13 protein-coding genes are annotated in these 15,883 nt (G+C 42.9%); 5 read left to right on the plus strand and 8 right to left on the minus strand.

Going from position 1 to position 15,883, the window contains the following annotated elements:
• Positions 1–41 precede the first annotated feature (41 nt).
• The 3 genes from ku to BLU33_RS02210 all read right to left on the minus strand — a co-directional run bounded on the left by ku (position 42) and on the right by BLU33_RS02210 (position 4,785).
• Positions 42–809, minus strand: a complete 768-nt coding sequence (gene ku / locus BLU33_RS02200; RefSeq protein WP_091368577.1) for a non-homologous end joining protein Ku — start codon at positions 807–809, stop codon at positions 42–44.
• A 275-nt stretch (positions 810–1,084) separates the two neighbouring features.
• The gene (locus BLU33_RS02205; RefSeq protein ID WP_091368580.1) at positions 1,085–2,524 is read right to left on the minus strand and encodes a glycosyl hydrolase 53 family protein; all 1,440 of its coding nucleotides are present in this window, start codon (positions 2,522–2,524) and stop codon (positions 1,085–1,087) included.
• 959 nt (positions 2,525–3,483) lie between these two features.
• Positions 3,484–4,785 carry an APC family permease gene (locus BLU33_RS02210; RefSeq protein ID WP_091368583.1) on the minus strand — a complete coding sequence of 434 codons (1,302 nt, stop codon included), beginning with the start codon at positions 4,783–4,785 and terminating at the stop codon, positions 3,484–3,486.
• 172 nt (positions 4,786–4,957) lie between these two features.
• Here BLU33_RS02210 and BLU33_RS02215 point away from each other — a divergent pair, with 172 nt between their 5' ends.
• The 4 genes from BLU33_RS02215 to BLU33_RS02230 all read left to right on the plus strand — a co-directional run bounded on the left by BLU33_RS02215 (position 4,958) and on the right by BLU33_RS02230 (position 8,030).
• The gene (locus tag BLU33_RS02215; protein WP_091368587.1) at positions 4,958–5,701 is read left to right on the plus strand and encodes a class I SAM-dependent methyltransferase; all 744 of its coding nucleotides are present in this window, start codon (positions 4,958–4,960) and stop codon (positions 5,699–5,701) included.
• A 420-nt stretch (positions 5,702–6,121) separates the two neighbouring features.
• On the plus strand, positions 6,122–6,967 hold the full coding sequence (locus tag BLU33_RS02220) for an alpha/beta fold hydrolase (RefSeq protein WP_172829200.1): 846 nt from the start codon (positions 6,122–6,124) through the stop codon (positions 6,965–6,967).
• Positions 6,968–6,970: 3 nt separating this feature from the next.
• The gene (locus BLU33_RS02225) at positions 6,971–7,441 is read left to right on the plus strand and encodes an RNA polymerase sigma factor (protein ID WP_091368595.1); all 471 of its coding nucleotides are present in this window, start codon (positions 6,971–6,973) and stop codon (positions 7,439–7,441) included.
• Positions 7,431–8,030: a hypothetical protein gene (locus BLU33_RS02230; RefSeq protein WP_091368598.1), complete on the plus strand. Its 600-nt coding sequence runs from the start codon at positions 7,431–7,433 to the stop codon at positions 8,028–8,030. Before BLU33_RS02225 ends, BLU33_RS02230 begins: the two co-directional genes overlap by 11 nt.
• 362 nt (positions 8,031–8,392) lie before the next feature.
• Here the strand turns inward: BLU33_RS02230 and BLU33_RS02235 are convergent, their stop codons facing one another.
• A complete protein-coding gene (locus BLU33_RS02235; RefSeq protein WP_197684550.1) occupies positions 8,393–10,309 on the minus strand; it encodes a S9 family peptidase in 1,917 nt (638 codons plus the stop codon).
• A 427-nt stretch (positions 10,310–10,736) separates the two neighbouring features.
• Here BLU33_RS02235 and BLU33_RS02240 point away from each other — a divergent pair, with 427 nt between their 5' ends.
• Positions 10,737–11,198 (plus strand): GNAT family N-acetyltransferase, encoded by a 462-nt coding sequence (locus BLU33_RS02240; protein WP_091368606.1) that lies wholly within the window; start codon positions 10,737–10,739, stop codon positions 11,196–11,198.
• 98 nt (positions 11,199–11,296) lie between these two features.
• Here the strand turns inward: BLU33_RS02240 and BLU33_RS02245 are convergent, their stop codons facing one another.
• The 4 genes from BLU33_RS02245 to BLU33_RS02260 all read right to left on the minus strand — a co-directional run bounded on the left by BLU33_RS02245 (position 11,297) and on the right by BLU33_RS02260 (position 15,776).
• Positions 11,297–11,851: an REP-associated tyrosine transposase gene (locus BLU33_RS02245; RefSeq protein ID WP_091368609.1), complete on the minus strand. Its 555-nt coding sequence runs from the start codon at positions 11,849–11,851 to the stop codon at positions 11,297–11,299.
• A gap of 248 nt (positions 11,852–12,099) precedes the next feature.
• A complete protein-coding gene (locus tag BLU33_RS02250) occupies positions 12,100–12,885 on the minus strand; it encodes a succinate dehydrogenase/fumarate reductase iron-sulfur subunit (protein ID WP_091368612.1) in 786 nt (261 codons plus the stop codon).
• 72 nt (positions 12,886–12,957) lie between these two features.
• Positions 12,958–14,892 (minus strand): fumarate reductase/succinate dehydrogenase flavoprotein subunit, encoded by a 1,935-nt coding sequence (locus BLU33_RS02255; RefSeq protein ID WP_091368615.1) that lies wholly within the window; start codon positions 14,890–14,892, stop codon positions 12,958–12,960.
• A 104-nt stretch (positions 14,893–14,996) separates the two neighbouring features.
• Entirely contained in the window at positions 14,997–15,776 is a 780-nt protein-coding gene (locus tag BLU33_RS02260; protein WP_091368618.1) for a succinate dehydrogenase cytochrome b subunit, read from the minus strand.
• Positions 15,777–15,883: the final 107 nt, after the last annotated feature.

Genomic DNA, 15,883 nt, shown 5'->3' on the forward strand with positions numbered 1-15,883 from the left:
CACGAAGCAACCTCGTCGCACGCTATGGGTATGGGGTGTTCTCAAGCCCCCTTCTTATTACTCAAACTCTGCATCAGCTGCTCATACAGATCATCGCCCGAAGCTTTTTGTGGCTTTAGCTTTTTAATTAAAGCTTGTTTGCCTTTTGCTTTATCATGGATGATCTTTAACAGTTCGCCATTATATTCATCCTTGAATTTGGATATATCAAATTTCTCGGCATACTGATTAATAAGTGCCAGGCCCATATCCAGTTCCTTTTTGCTCACGTTTGCATCATCAACCTTAAGCTCGTCGGTATCACGTATTTCCTGCGCGAAGCGGATATTGGTTACCACTAACACGTTTTTAACCGGGTGTACAATACACAAACTTTCTGTATTACGTAGTACAAAACGTGCCAGTCCGGCTTTTTTTGATTTGATGAGGGCCTGTATCAGCAGGGCGTAAGCCTTACTGTTTTGAGTATCAGGCTCGGCATAGTACGACGTTTCGTAATACATGGGGTTAACATCGGCAATATCAACAAAGCTTTCAATCTCAATTGTTTTGGTTTTTTCGGGCGCGGCACTTTCAAAATCGTGCTCATCCATTATAACGTAGTTATCATCCAGCTTATAGCCTTTTACAATTTTATCGTAAGGGACTTCTTTATGCGTATGCTCATTAACCCGCTGGTAACGGATGCGTGAATGGTCGCGGCTATCCAGCATATCAAAATCAAGCGAGCTGGTTTGTACCGCCGAATACAATTTAATAGGGATACTAACCAACCCAAAACCAATAGAACCTTTCCAGATAGATCTCATAGCAAGCTTGTTTAATGCTTTACTATAACTGTATAAGGTGGCAAACGGTTTTAAATTCCTTGAAGTGATATAGGGTCATGTTGAGGCACTCGAAGCGTAAAGCCATTGCCCACATGCTTCGACTATCGCTCAGCATGACACCCTTGATTCCAAAAATAAAATTGTCATTCTGAGCGGTAGCGAAGAACCTATCCGCGTTCAATCTGCAAGCGATTACCTGTTGCTTGTAAAATAGATGCTTCGTACCTCAACATGATAATGAAAGAGAAAAGTTGTTACTTTACCCCATACTCCTTCGCTATCCCCGGGTAAATATTCAAATAAGCATTTGATTTACCATCCCTGGCGAACACACCTTCCCAGGTACTAAGCGGCTCCCAGATGAAGGAACCTACCGCTTTATTGCCCGGTGCGGTGAAAGCGATATCATTCACCTCCTGTTTAAGCTGGGAATATTCGGCAACCATAACTTCCTGTTTATATCTTTTAGCCAGGTCGGCCATGTTGTTTTTCAGGTCCTCAGGTGTGCCGTGCCATTTTGGGTAGTAGGACAGGCCTATTACATCGAAAGGCACTTTACGCGCGGTCATATTATCCAGAAAAAAGCGGGCCTCGGCATTTTGCCCACCAAGGGCAATATGCAGCATAATAATGGTCGACGGGCTAACCGTCTTAACGCCTTTTACGCCTGAATAGATGAGCTGTGCCAAGCTATCTAAATTATTAATTGCGCCATCTGGCCACACCATGCCGTGGTTTATCTCGTTGCCTACCTGCACCATATCTGGCGTAGTACCTTGGGCTTTCAGCTCGGTCATCACCTTTACGGTATAATCGTAGAGCGATTTCTTTAACGTTGTAAAATCCTGTCCTACCCATGCAGCGGGTTTATTTTGCTGCTGTGGATCAGCCCAGTAATCGCTGTAATGAAAATCAAGCAGGAACTTCATGCCCGCAGCCTTTATACGTTTGGCCATAGCCTTGGTATGTTCAAGGTCGCAAAAACCTTTGCCCGGCGAATAACCCTTGGAGTTTGCAGGTTCGTTAAAAATACGCAACCTTATGTAGTTAAAACCGTGTGCTTTTAATATCTCGATGGCATCACCGGGTGTACCATTGTCAGAGAATGTTTCACCCTTACTTTCCAGCTCAGGTAAAAAAGAAATATCTGCACCTAAAATTTTGCCCTGTACTTTCCTCGGAGCGTAGTTTGCGTTTGTAACCCGGTGCGGTGTGCCGGGCTGTACCGTATGTATTTCTGTTGAACCAGTGTACAAGCTATCAGCCGTAGCATCTAACTTAATAATACCTCTTGAAGAGCCTGCCTGTAGCACCAACCAGCAACTGCCGGTAACAGGAACCGTCCGAACGGTATCATTATTTGTAGTTTCTTTAAGGTTGACGTTATGAATATTAATGATCCTAGCATCGCCCTTAATATGAAAAGTGATAAGCTTTTGGGCATTGGCTACTTCCTTAACATCCTTGTCGATTATTTTTACGCTGATGAGAGCTGTATCCCTGCCATTGCCAAGCATGGTGGTTTTATAAGGCGTTAGCTGTATTTCAATCGGCTGACCGGGTAATGTAACTCTCCTGGCCCTTCTACCCTGTGCATTTGATATGCTCGCTATAATACAACATATTAATATGATTAGAACAATTATCCAGTTCTTTCTGTTCGCATAGCGTGGCGAATTAAGATTCTTTATCATGACTTTACAATTGGTGATATAAAGCTAGTAACTAAAATTGTTATAATGACATTTATTTTTTGTGAATGTTATTTATAACGGAGTTTTTACAAATGCAGGATGTCGTTTCACAACGTCATTGCGAGGAACGAAGCCAACCGGCCAAAGGGAGCTCATTCATATCATTGAAAACAAGCCCAGCATTAATAATCCCCGACTATATAGAGCGAATAAACCTATCACTGGCTTCAGTTTGCAAAGAAGCCTATGGATGACGATGCTTTTGTGCGCTGAATGATCTCTAAGTTTGTAACTTGGTAACGGTTACCTTTCTGATGGTATCGCTCATAGCCGCTACGGCCTAGTCCTTTTGTCTTCGACACAAAAGGACCAAAAAGTCAAGTCAGTAGAAATGCTTCTTTGCCGCACAAGGGCCGATCCTGCAAATCAGGCAAAACCTGGGCTGCTATATTTTTACCCTGCTGTCGCTACGCATTTAGCCTTTGCGCTTCTGTAAAAATCTGCTATGCCCTGCCACGCACAAGGCCACCATCGTTTTACCTGATTTCATCCGAAGCTGTTCTACTGACGGGGGAAGAGAAAAACAAACTTTACCATCATGCTATTACGAGCTATAGCTCGGCAATCTCGTTGCGTTCAATATCATGCGACGGGATTGCTTCGTCGTTCCTCCACGCAATGACATTTTAGAATAACGTGATTAAAAGCGGGAAAAGGCCCGACAAAAAGCGCGGGTCTGGGTGTTTTGCCTGTGGGGAGAAGGATCTTTTTGTCTTGACTTTTTGGTTCTTTTGTGTCAAGACAAAAGAACTAGGGCTCCGCGCCCATGAGCGGCTTCACGCGATATTCAAACCCGCACATTCGCGCTGTATTGTTTAGAGATTATTAATGCTGGGCTTGTTTTCAATGATATGAATGAGCTCCCTTTGGCCGGTTGTCTTCGTGCCTTGCAATGGCGTCTAAACCTTACCTCTTTTACTCCACCTGATCACCTGCCACAAAACCTCAGCACTCAGTAAAGTAATAATAGCAAATAGGGCAGCCAGTATAGCACCTGGTGTTGATGAAAGCGCACCTGCAAGCGCAGTAAAATAAATGGCGACAGGGAGTATCAGGCCTATACATAGACCAGGTATACCAAGGGGTATCTTAAACGGCCGGTGCCTGTCGGGTTCCTTAATACGCATTTTTATCAAGGAAATATATTCAAGGGATAAGCCTGCACCATAAACTATTACATCGATGATCAGCAGGTCGGTAAATCCCCACTGGATCATCCCGCTCACTACAACCGAGCAAACAATGATGGATACATAGGGTGTATTAAACTTTTTATGTTGTCTTTTTAATTCTGCAGGTAAAAGCTTATCATCAGCCATTACCATCGGTACACGCGATACGGATAAGAGCACCGAGGCGTAAATACCCAAAGTGCTCGCCATACCGCCAATGGCAATCAGCGTGCCCAGCCAATGCCCGCCAACCAGCGCTGCCAATGCCGGGAAGCCATCATTCATTAAAGTTGTTGCGTTGATGCCCGAAAATTGAGCCACCCATATCACCAGTACATAAACGGTGATCACCAGTATAAAGGCGATCATCATGGATACCAGGTAGGAACGTACCGGTTTTTCAACCTCTTCGGCATACGTAGTAGTATTATCCCAGCCTAAGCAGTTCCACATTACGGTATACAGTGCCATTCCTAACGATGACATGCCGATGCCTTTTAATGATGGTGCAGGCAAGGCAATACTGCCTGTATGATGATAAAATGCCAGCACAAATAAGATGATAAAGGGTGTTAGCACGACAGCGCTCAGGAATAAGGTTACCTTACCAACAGGCACTATGCCTAAAATATTTAACCCTGCCGATGCCCATATAATGATGAGGCAGATCTCGGTTTTGTGCAGATTTAATTCCGGATAAAAGAATGCGGCGTATTGCACAAACAGCACCGGGTATATGGCCAGGTCGACAAAAGTATAGAGCCATGTCCACCAGCCTTCATAAAATCCCCAGCGGGTGCCTAACGCATGTTTTACCCATTTATAGTAACCTCCGGTAACGGGCATCATGCTGTTTAGCTCAAGCACGGTATAAATTGCAGGTACATCCCATAATAAAGGGGTTATCAGCAATAATAATATGGCGCCATGCTGCCCGGCATAGGTTAACAGGGGCTCGAGCCCATATGGGCCTCCGGATACAGTAAAGAAAATAACAGCGACGAGCTGTACCGGGCGGATTTTTTTCAATGCAGTTAATTGTCAGCTATAAACATATAAAATTATATGGCTTGTGCCAATGTGCTGGCAATAAAAAGCAGTTGTAATTTTCATAAAACAGAGGAGTCTATAAATCAAAACCTGCTGAATCTTATGCAATAGGGATAAATAGTTATATTAGACCCAGGTAAACCATCTTATCATGACCAATATCAATCAAACAACAATACCTGCAGGCAAAGCTAAATATGGTGTTGATGCTCCGGGCGTTATCCGCAACCTGGCGCTGGCATCCGTGGTGCTTTTTTTAATTGTTATATTTTTTCCGTTGATAAAGATCGGTTCTGTTGATATTGAAACGGGAGGGTTAATATGGTCGGCCGGGGGCTGTGGCTTAGGTGCAATATTAATGCTGGCGTACTCATTACACGGCAAGTTTATCCACCGCGACAGGATGCTGAACCTGATTAACTGGACAGGTGACGAGCAGGTTTTGGATGTTGGAACAGGCAAAGGCTTATTGATGATAGGTGCTGCCAAAAGATTAAGCACCGGTAAATCCATCGGTATTGATATCTGGAATGCTGAAGATTTGACAGGTAACAATGTAGAGAATGCCATGAAGAATGCTGAACTGGAAAGTGTAAAGGATAAAGTAGAGATAATGAACGAGAACGCGATGGAAATGAGCTTTGCCGATGAAAGTTTTGATGTAATATTAACCAATATGTGCCTGCACAATATCTACAATAAAGAAGGCAGAAAAATAGCCTGTGCAGAGATAAGCAGGGTATTAAAAAAAGGCGGCACAGCCATTGTTGCCGATTGGCGGCATGTAAGGGAATATAAACGCAATTTCGACGAATTTGGCCTCAGTACAAAACTACTACCGGCTAATTACCTCACTACATTCCCCGCAGTAGGTATGGTAATGGTAAAAAAATAGATGCTGATAATTCATCTACTCCACGTGCAGCTTAAAGGCTTTAGGCGACCCCAATACATATGTTTTTTTTAAGCAGATAGTGCATTTAAATCTTTTAATGGGCAGCCAAAACAAAAAAAGTCTTACAACGGCGCCTCTTTTGGTGCGAAGCATTACTGTCCCTTGTTTGCAATGGGGGCATTTTGCAGTGTATCTTTCTGGCATTTATCTCCGTTAATAAAATTATGAAAGAGGGATATATACACTTTTAAAATATGGCAGATCAATATTTTATACTAATTTACAGTAATTATTATCCATTTTTGCAAAAATATAATTTCAGACTAAAAAACATTTTTATAAAAAATAATCAGGCAGGGTGTAGCATTTTAAAAATCGCCGTATCTAAAATTCAAAATCAGCTAAGTAATTAAAATGATTATGAAAAAGACAACGGCACTATTGATCGCTCTCTCGTTTATATTGTTATGTATCAACGTTTTTGGTGGAGCTAAAACCTATCCCTTCCATGTGAAAGTTTCAGGCAAAGGCAAACAGGTCATCGTATTCATCCCGGGTTTTGCCTGCTCGGGTGATGTATGGGATGCCACAAAAAATACCTACGGAAAAAATTATACCTGCTATACATTAACCATGGCTGGCTTTGCTGGTGTACCAGCCGAAGCAACGCCAAGCTTTAAAGGTTGGGAAGATGCTATTGCAGCATACATCACCGATAATAAAATTAACAAACCTATAATTGTTGGACACAGCATGGGTGGTGGCTTAGCACTAGCTATTGCTGCTGATTACCCGGCTATAGTATCAAAAATTATTGTAGTTGATGCACTACCATGCCTGGCGGCGATGAGCAATCCCGACTTTAAATCAAACCCCAATAATGATTGCAGCCCTGTGGTAGCTAAATTAACCGGTCTAACCGATGCGCAATTTTACCAGATGCAGCTATATAACATACCACAGCTAATGGTTGATACTACACACTTAAAACAGGTAGTGAACTGGTCGGTAACATCTGACAGGAGAACCTTTGGCACCATGTATTGCGATTTCCTGAATACTGATCTGCGGACTAAAATAGCCGGCATAAAATGCCCTGCCTTGATATTACTCGAAAGCTATTTTGCTACATTTAAACCAGGTATTGAGGCACAATATAAAAACCTTACCACCGCTCAACTTGCATACGCCAATAAAGGCAAGCATTTTATAATGTTTGATGATACAGATTGGTATAACCAGCAGCTTGCAGCATTTATAAAATAACCTATGGTATTTAACGATATCTATAAAACCTACTGGAACAAAGTTTTCCGCATATGCATGGGCTATGTAAACGACCACGACTGGGCGAAGGACATTGCGCAGGAAACCTTTGTTACCATATGGCAGCAATTGCCAAAGTTCAGGAATGAATCGGCAATAGGTACGTGGATATTCCGGATCGCATCAAACCATTGCCTTAGGCAGATTGAGCGGCAGAATAAGATGCCACGCTCTGAAATGCCTGAACAAATAGCAGAACATATTGAGCCCAACAAGGAACCACAGGTTCAGTTTTTATACAAATGTATTGCCGAACTGCCCGAAACCGACCGCTTGATTATTTCGTTGGAGCTGGAAGATGTGAAGCAGGCTGAGATAGCGAAGATCGTGGGTTTAAGCGAAACGAATATAAGGGTAAAGGTTTTCCGCATTAAGGAAAAATTAGCTAAAAAATTTGAAAATTATGAGCAGTGAAATGGATTTTAAAACCTTGTGGAACAAGCAATCCACAAGTGAGATGCCCGACATGAAGGAATTATTTACCAAGGCAGACGGGCTTAAAAGAAAAATACGTTGCAGGCTGATAGGCTTAAACCTGGTATTACTTGCCACAACAGCTATTATGGTATACATGTGGTTTAATATTGATAACGAGCGATTAACTACCAAAATAGGTTTAATACTAATTATTGTGGCTATGATATCCTTTGTTGCGGTATCAAATCAGATAATGCCTATGCTGTTTAAATCGGATTTTGAAGTCAGCAGCCAGGAATATTTGAATCAACTGATCCGCATAAAACGTAAGGAGGACTTTATTAATAAAGTGATGATAAATATTTATTTCACTTTATTATCAGCAGGTTTGGCCTTATACATGTTGCAGTTTATTGCCCGGATGAGCGTAACATGGGCTATAATCTATGTGGTTTTAACTTTTGGCTGGATAGGCTTTGCCTGGTTTTATTTAAGGCCACGAGGTATTAGAAAGAAAGCTAAAGCTTTGAATGATATGATTGAGCGGCTGGAAGAAGTGAACGGGCAGTTGCGTGATAGTGATTAGAGGTTAGTGATTGAAGATTAATTGAATGCGATAATAGACTTACGAAGTTTTTAAAACTTCGTAAGTCTTATAAATAATAGCGATGGGTTTAAAACCCATCGCTATGGAGTTGGATGATTTGCGTTAGTGATAGGAGCGGATACCGGCCCTGTGACTAAGGCCTGTGCAGTATGAGCGGATAGCACGGCCCGCTGAATAGCGGGAACGCCTAAAGTATCTGAACCCGAATTTACAGAATTAAAGAATTAGCAGAATTCTATAAATTCTCTAATTCAAGAAATTCGGGTTCAGAAATTATTGGAGATGCAGAGAAGAAACTGAAACGCGCTCCGCCGACTGTTCACCGAAAACTGCAAATTTCCCTACAAAGTTTCATTCAACCACTTAAAGAACTCATACTGCCATACCAGCGCGTTTTGCGGGTGTAGTACCCAGTGGTTCTCATCCTGCATAACTACCAGCTTGCTCTTTATGCCCTGAAGCTGCGCTGCCTGGAAAGCCTGTAAACCCTGTTCCAGCGGTACGCGGAAATCCTTTTCGCCGTGGAAGATGAGGATAGGGGTATCCCAGTTGGCCACAAAATTACTTGGTGAAAACTCCCTGTATGATTTTTGAGCAGCAGCATTGTCCTTATCCCAGTACGGGCCTCCGTAATCCCAGTTCGGGAACCACATTTCTTCGGTAGTGCCGTACATGCTGCGGAAATCAAAAATACCATCGTGCGCTATAAAGGTTTTAAAGCGTTTTTTATGCATCCCGGCCAGCATATAAACCGAGTAGCCGCCATAGCTGGCACCCACGCATCCGAAACGTGTTTTATCAACAAACGGCTCTTTTAGCATATCATCGGTAGCGCTCAGGTAATCCTGCATGGCTAAACCGCCGTGGTCCTTGCTGATCTCTTCGTTCCATGCTGTGCCATGCCCCGGCATACCGCGGCGGTTCGGTAATACAACAATATAACCTTTTGAAGCCATCAGCTGGATATTCCACCTGAAAGAATAAAACTGTGTTAATGCAGATTGCGGGCCACCCTCACAAAACAATAAAGCCGGGTATTTTTTAGCCGGATCAAATTTTGGCGGATACACCACCCAAACCAGCATATCCTTGCCATCAACGGTTTTTACTGAGCGGCGTTCGGTTTTGCACATGCCAATGCTGCCGTAAATTGCATCATTTACATGGCTCAATTGTTTCATGTAGCCATTGGTAACATCAACTGTATAAAGCTCATTAGCATGGTTGTAATCGGCACGGGTAACTACCAGGGTATTTCCTTTTTGCCCAACAATATCGTTTATATCAAAATCGCCGTTGGTAACCTGGGTTACTATCGGCATCATGCGGGTTAAACCCGGGTAGGTAACATTAAATAATTGCGATGTGCCGTTTACTGCCGCTGTAAAAAATAAGCTGCGGCCGTCCTCAGCCCATTTATAGCCCGATACATGTATATCATCACGGTTGCCGGTAAGGTTTAATTTAAAGTCGCCAGTGGTAGCAACCAAATCCTGCTTATCACTTTCGTAGCCATCGCGTTTCATTTGCAGCCAGGCCATTTGCCCTTGTTTGTTAAAGCTGGGCTGCACATCATAACCGGGATTATCCGCTGTTAAATTAATAGTTACACCTGAAGCTATATCATACGCGTAAATATCAGTATTGGTGCTGATGGCGTATGCCGTACCAAATTTCTTTTTACAGGAATATACCACACGTTTGCCATCACTGCTCCACACATAGCCTTCATCGCCGCCATCAGGTTTCAGCGGACAATCATAAGGTTCGCCGGGCATCAGGTCTTTTGCCTTGCCGGGTTTGCCGTTAACAATGGGAGTAAGCATCACGTGGCCAAATTTGCCATCTTCCCAGGTATCCCAGTGGCGATAGTTTAAGCTGTCGTAGATCAGTACGTTGCTTTTGGTAAGGCCGGGATAGAAATCGCTGCCCGCAATTTTCTTTACTTTAACATCCTTGCTGCTGATCTTATATTTACCGTCAGGCGATATTTTGGTGTCGGTCAAAACTTCATCCACATTGGTAACCGGTATAGCAGGGCCGCCGGTAAGCGCTATTTTATAAGTTTTGTTGTTTATCTTATTGGCGGCAACATCAGGCGTACCCACGCTAAAAACTACATATTTGCCGTCTTTTGATATGCCTTTGCCGCTTACCCTGCCCAGTTTCCAAAGCAGTTCGGGGGTCATTAAGTTTTGCGCCTGTGCTGTCATGCCCGAAATTAGGAGAATTAGCAGGAAAATAGATCTGTTTTTCATTTTGAATATTATCAATAAGAATCAAGTTAAAATTGTTTAAATATAAAGTATCCAATTGTTATTTCGAACGAGGTACGAGGAGAAATCTTCTTCGCTTGATATAGCGATGTAAGTATTATCTATAAGAATATTGTGATACACATTTATACAGCAGTTATTTGGGTGTTTCCCTGCGGGTCGGGCTTTACACTCATACTGCACAGGCATTAGGCTTAAGGCCGGTATCCGTTGCAATCCCTAACACGAATCACATTAAACTCTCCATCATGTCATTGCGAGCGATAGCGCGGCAACCTCGTCGCTTGTATATCTAAACGCGACGAGGTTGCCGCGTCGTTCCTCCTCGCAATGACAATTTAAATAATATCTTATAAAAATTATTTATGATTAAAATTACATTTACGTTTGTTAAATAAACAACCCTAATATGTCAACCAGCCTCATCATACGCCCATTAACTCTTGCTGATTATACTCAATGGCTCCCATTATGGGATTGCTACAACGCTTTTTACGGTCGCTCCGGTGATACCGCGCTTGATCCGGAGATCACCCGCACCACCTGGGCCCGCTTCTTTGATCCGATTGAACCAGTGCATGCGCTGGTTGCCGAAAGCAATGGTGAACTGATCGGCTTAACTCATTATTTATATCATCGCAGTACAACCGCCATCAGTTTAACCTGCTATTTGCAGGATCTTTTCACTGCCGAAGCAGCACGCGGCAAAGGAGCAGGAAGGGCGCTTATTAATGAAGTGTACAACCAGGCCAAACTTGCCGGCTCGCCACGAGTATACTGGATGACGCATGAAACTAATCATACGGCTATGGAGCTTTATAATAAAGTAGCGGAGAAATCGGGATTTTTGGTTTACAGAAAGCAGTTGTAAGGAGGATATTAATAGTAAAGCATTCGCCATTCGAAGTCATGCGCTGTCCGAAGTCTCTGACTTCGGACTACTAAACGCGTAGTCTCCAGACTACAGCATCAAAACAAACAATCCACATCAATTATCTGGTCGATACCGGCATAATTAGATGCACTTGAATAAACATAATCTTCAGCCCGATAAACCAATCCTGCCCGTACAGGATTTTGATGAATATAATCTATCTTTTGCTGTGTGAAAGCTGGGGAACTTAATTCAACAAAATGATTATCATGTGCCCATAACTGGTATTTCTCATTGCGGCTATGTCGCGAAGCATAATACTTGAATTCATGAAGCATCCAAGCTTTACGACTTTCAATTGTGCTGTTTTCAATATCATCCAATATCCGCTTTGCGGTAAACTTTTTGCAATCTCTCACAAAATCACTTATGCTTGAGCCTTCATCTACCGAAACTATAAGATGAATATGATTGCTCATCATAACATAAGCATGTAAATGCAAGCCCTTATGTTGCTGGCAATATTTTAATGATTCGATGAAAATATCGCGATAGCTTTTCCTCGAGAAAACATCAATCCAGCCTACAATTGTAAAGGTCATATAATAGATTGCTTGTTGGTCGCGGATAATATAACCTTTGCGGAACATGTGAGTTTGTTAGGTGGCTAAATATAAATAAGAAGCGCTGTAGTTGCAAACTACAGGCTTAGTAGTTCGAAGTCAGAGACTTCGAACAGCGATATTGCGACGCTAGCGCTAGCAATTTACGCGGCTGGCCGCTGTCCGAAGTCTCTGACTTCGGACCACTATGCACGTAGTCTCCAGACTACAGTACGAAAAAAGCCCTCATAGATAACTACAAGGGCTTTTATATAAATGATTAGAATTTAATACTATTACTCATTATGCTCATGCATATGCTCTTCCCTGAATAGTTTCGCGCTGAAATAATCATTGTTCATGCGACCTATATTGGTCAGACTTATTTCTTTAGGGCATTCTGCTTCGCAGGCACGGGTGTTGGTACAGTTACCAAAACCTTCTTCGTCCATTTGTGCTACCATGGCTTGTACACGGCTATAACGCTCAGGCTGACCTTGCGGTAACAGACCCAACTGAGTTACTTTAGCCGATACAAACAGCATGGCCGAAGCATTTTTACATGCAGCAACGCAGGCACCGCAACCTATACAGGTAGCAGAGTTAAAGGCCTCATCGGCTATAACTTTAGGGATCGCTATCTCATTGGCATCAGGCACACCACCAGTATTTACTGATACATAACCACCAGCCTGTTGTATACGATCGAAAGCTGAACGGTCAACAGCTAAGTCCTTAACAACAGGGAAAGCTGTAGCGCGCCATGGCTCAATGGTGATAGTTTCACCATCGTGGAAAGTACGCATGTGCAGCTGACAGGTTGTAATAGCTTTTTTTGGTCCGTGAGGATGGCCGTTGATGTATAATGAGCACATCCCGCAAATACCTTCGCGGCAATCATGGTCAAAATGGATGGGTTCATCCTTTTTGTGGATCAGGCTTTCGTTCACCACATCCAGCATCTCCAGGAACGACATGTCCGGCGAAATACCTTCTGCCTTGTAAGTCACAAACTTGCCCGCTGTTTGTGCATTCTTTTGGCGCCATACATTAAGCGTCAGATTCATATTTCCGTTACTCATCTTATTAAAAGTCTTGAGTCTTGAGTCTAAAGTCCAGAGTCGACTTACGACTCAAGACTTCGGACTATAGACTTATTTATAATTCCTTTGTGTTAAATGAACATATTCAAAATCCAGTACTTCCTTGTGCAGGGTTTCCGGTTGGTTTTCACCTTTAAATTCCCATGCGCCAACAAATGCAAAATGCTCGTCATCACGCAATGCTTCGCCTTCCGGTGTTTGTGATTCTAAACGGAAGTGACCACCGCATGATTCATTACGCATCAGCGCGTCATCAACCATCAGTTCGCCAAGCTCCAGGAAGTCGGCAACACGGCCAGCTCTTTCAAGCGATGCGTTAACTTCTTCGTTCTCGCCCATAACAATGGCGTTCTTCCAGAAATCAGCCCTTAAAGCCTGTATCAAGCCTTTTGCTTTTGTCAAACCTTCGGCAGTACGTGCCATACCGCAATATTCCCACATAATAAGGCCCAGCTCACGGTGATATTCGTTTACTGTTTTAGTGCCTTTTAGTGCCAATAATTTAGCAATATAGTCTACAACTTCCCGTTTAGTTTTTGCAAAAGCCGGGTGATTTGCATCCACCGGTTTCGGGCCGATAGTAGCAAGGTAATCGCCTAAAGTATATGGTATTACAAAATAACCATCAGCTAAACCCTGCATCAGTGCAGATGCACCTAAACGGTTGGCACCATGATCAGAGAAATTACACTCGCCCAAAGCATATAAACCCGGTACGTTTGTGCTCAGGTTATAATCAACCCAAAGGCCACCCATTGTATAGTGTACTGCCGGATAGATACGCATTGGCTGCGTATAAGGGTCCTCATCAGTGATCTGGTAATACATATCAAACAGGTTACCGTATTTAGCGGCAACTGCATCTTTACCCAAACGGCTTATCGCGTCAGCAAAATCAAGGAACACTGCGATGCCCGAGCCGCCTACACCACGATTTTCGTCAACCATTTCTTTAGCGTTACGTGAAGCCACGTCGCGCGGTACAAGGTTACCAAATGATGGATATTTTCTTTCCAGGAAGTAATCCCTGTCCTCTTCTTTTACATCACTTGCTTTGATCTGTGCTTTACGCAATTTCTCGGCTGTCTCCACAGTTTTTGGTGCCCAAACACGCCCATCATTACGTAATGACTCCGACATCAGTGTTAACTTCGACTGGTGATCACCGGTTACCGGGATACAAGTTGGATGGATCTGCGTATAGCAAGGGTTAGCAAATAAAGCCCCGCGTTTGTGAGCGCGCCATGCCGCAGTAACGTTTGATCCCGCTGCATTGGTCGACAGGTAGAACACGTTACCATAACCACCAGTGCATAATAACACGGCATGACCGGTATGGGTATCAATTTCGCCGGTAGTTAAGCTGCGGGTGATGATACCTTTCGCCTGGCCGTCAACAACAACCACATCAAGCATCTCTGTACGGGTGTACATTTTTACTTTGCCGTGGTGTATCTGGCGGTTTAAGGCTGAGTATGCACCTAATAATAATTGTTGTCCCGTTTGGCCTCTCGCGTAAAAAGTACGGGAAACCTGCGCGCCACCAAATGAACGGTTATCAAGCAAGCCGCCGTATTCACGGGCAAAAGGTACGCCCTGTGCAACGCACTGGTCAATAATATTTACTGATACCTCAGCCAAACGGTAAACGTTGGCTTCGCGGGCGCGATAATCGCCACCCTTAATGGTATCATAAAACAGGCGGTAAACGCTATCGCCATCGTTCTGATAATTTTTTGCAGCATTTATACCACCCTGTGCAGCAATAGAGTGTGCACGGCGCGGGCTATCCTGGAAACAAAATGCCTTTACGTTATAACCCAGCTCGGCCAATGAAGCCGCTGCCGACGCGCCTGCCAAACCCGTACCTACAACAATAATGTCGTACTTACGCTTGTTTGCAGGGTTAACCAGCTTAAGGTCAAACTTGTGCTTATTCCATTTTTCGGCTAGTGGGCCCTGTGGGATTTTAGCATTTAAACTCATGTTATGTATTTTTAGTGAGTAGTTGATTTGGTTAAGTGGTTGATTGAGTTATCAAAACCATTCACCTTATCAACTTAATCCAACTTAATCAACTATTAAACTAATTAATGATTCGTAAAATAATATACCAGCGGCATTGCGGCAAAACCAACAGGTATGATAACCGCGAAAAGCCATGTGCCTACAAATTCAACAATTGGTGTGTACTTTCTATGCACCCATCCCAGCGTTCGGAAAGCACTCTGAAAGCCATGCAATAAGTGGAACGATACGGCTCCCATTGCTATAACATACAGTATTACATACCATAAATTGTTAAAGCTTTGTACTACGCGCGCATGCAGGTCCTTTACACGCACTATCTCTACATTGTTTTCTGTTGATACAGAGTGTTCAAAGTCCGGAGAAGTTGGTGTGTAATCGGCTGATGTGGTTGTGTTAGTTGCCAGATCTGTGCGGTACTCTTTAAAAGCCACATTGTTAGTGAACTTGTAATTGAACCAGAAATCTTTCATGTGTACTATTATAAAAAATAATAATACAGCACCCAGCAGGCCCATGTTTTTTGATTGCCATGTTGCCGGCGCCTTGTTTACCACCGCATAACCTACAGGCCTTGCCCTGCGGTTTTTTACCGTTAATATTAATGCGTACAAGCTGTGAACTATAATACACAGATATAACAGGTAAGCAATAACTTCAATCGGTGGAAAATGGGTAAGGAAGTTGGCATACACGTTGAAACCAAAGCCATCATCATTTTTAAACAACAACAGGTTACCACCTAAGTGCACTATTAAAAAAGTACACAAAAACAAGCCTGTTAAAGCCATTATCAGCTTTTTGCCCAGCGATGAGTTAAAGGTTTGTTTAAATTCGCTCATTATGAATATAGATTTATTTTGGCAAAAGTATTTATTATATGCCAAAAGATATAAATGCTTTCAGGTTATTAGCATTTTTATAGCTATTTAGAAACAATCTAAGTATT

Origin of the sequence: Mucilaginibacter mallensis (genome assembly GCF_900105165.1) — a bacterium.
Lineage (GTDB): Bacteria > Bacteroidota > Bacteroidia > Sphingobacteriales > Sphingobacteriaceae > Mucilaginibacter > Mucilaginibacter mallensis.

What these genes read in the sequence shown, in the direction of transcription:
- BLU33_RS02245 (WP_091368609.1), bottom strand. Translation starts at nt 11,851, where the DNA reads ATGTTCCGCAAAGGTTATATTATCCGCGACCAACAAGCAATCTATTAT.
- BLU33_RS02205 (WP_091368580.1), bottom strand. Translation starts at nt 2,524, where the DNA reads ATGATAAAGAATCTTAATTCGCCACGCTATGCGAACAGAAAGAACTGG.
- BLU33_RS02260 (WP_091368618.1), bottom strand. Translation starts at nt 15,776, where the DNA reads ATGAGCGAATTTAAACAAACCTTTAACTCATCGCTGGGCAAAAAGCTG.
- BLU33_RS02225 (WP_091368595.1), top strand. Translation starts at nt 6,971, where the DNA reads ATGGTATTTAACGATATCTATAAAACCTACTGGAACAAAGTTTTCCGC.
- BLU33_RS02220 (WP_172829200.1), top strand. Translation starts at nt 6,122, where the DNA reads ATGAAAAAGACAACGGCACTATTGATCGCTCTCTCGTTTATATTGTTA.
- BLU33_RS02255 (WP_091368615.1), bottom strand. Translation starts at nt 14,892, where the DNA reads ATGAGTTTAAATGCTAAAATCCCACAGGGCCCACTAGCCGAAAAATGG.
- BLU33_RS02235 (WP_197684550.1), bottom strand. Translation starts at nt 10,309, where the DNA reads ATGAAAAACAGATCTATTTTCCTGCTAATTCTCCTAATTTCGGGCATG.
- BLU33_RS02240 (WP_091368606.1), top strand. Translation starts at nt 10,737, where the DNA reads ATGTCAACCAGCCTCATCATACGCCCATTAACTCTTGCTGATTATACT.
- ku (WP_091368577.1), bottom strand. Translation starts at nt 809, where the DNA reads ATGAGATCTATCTGGAAAGGTTCTATTGGTTTTGGGTTGGTTAGTATC.
- BLU33_RS02215 (WP_091368587.1), top strand. Translation starts at nt 4,958, where the DNA reads ATGACCAATATCAATCAAACAACAATACCTGCAGGCAAAGCTAAATAT.
- BLU33_RS02250 (WP_091368612.1), bottom strand. Translation starts at nt 12,885, where the DNA reads ATGAGTAACGGAAATATGAATCTGACGCTTAATGTATGGCGCCAAAAG.
- BLU33_RS02230 (WP_091368598.1), top strand. Translation starts at nt 7,431, where the DNA reads ATGAGCAGTGAAATGGATTTTAAAACCTTGTGGAACAAGCAATCCACA.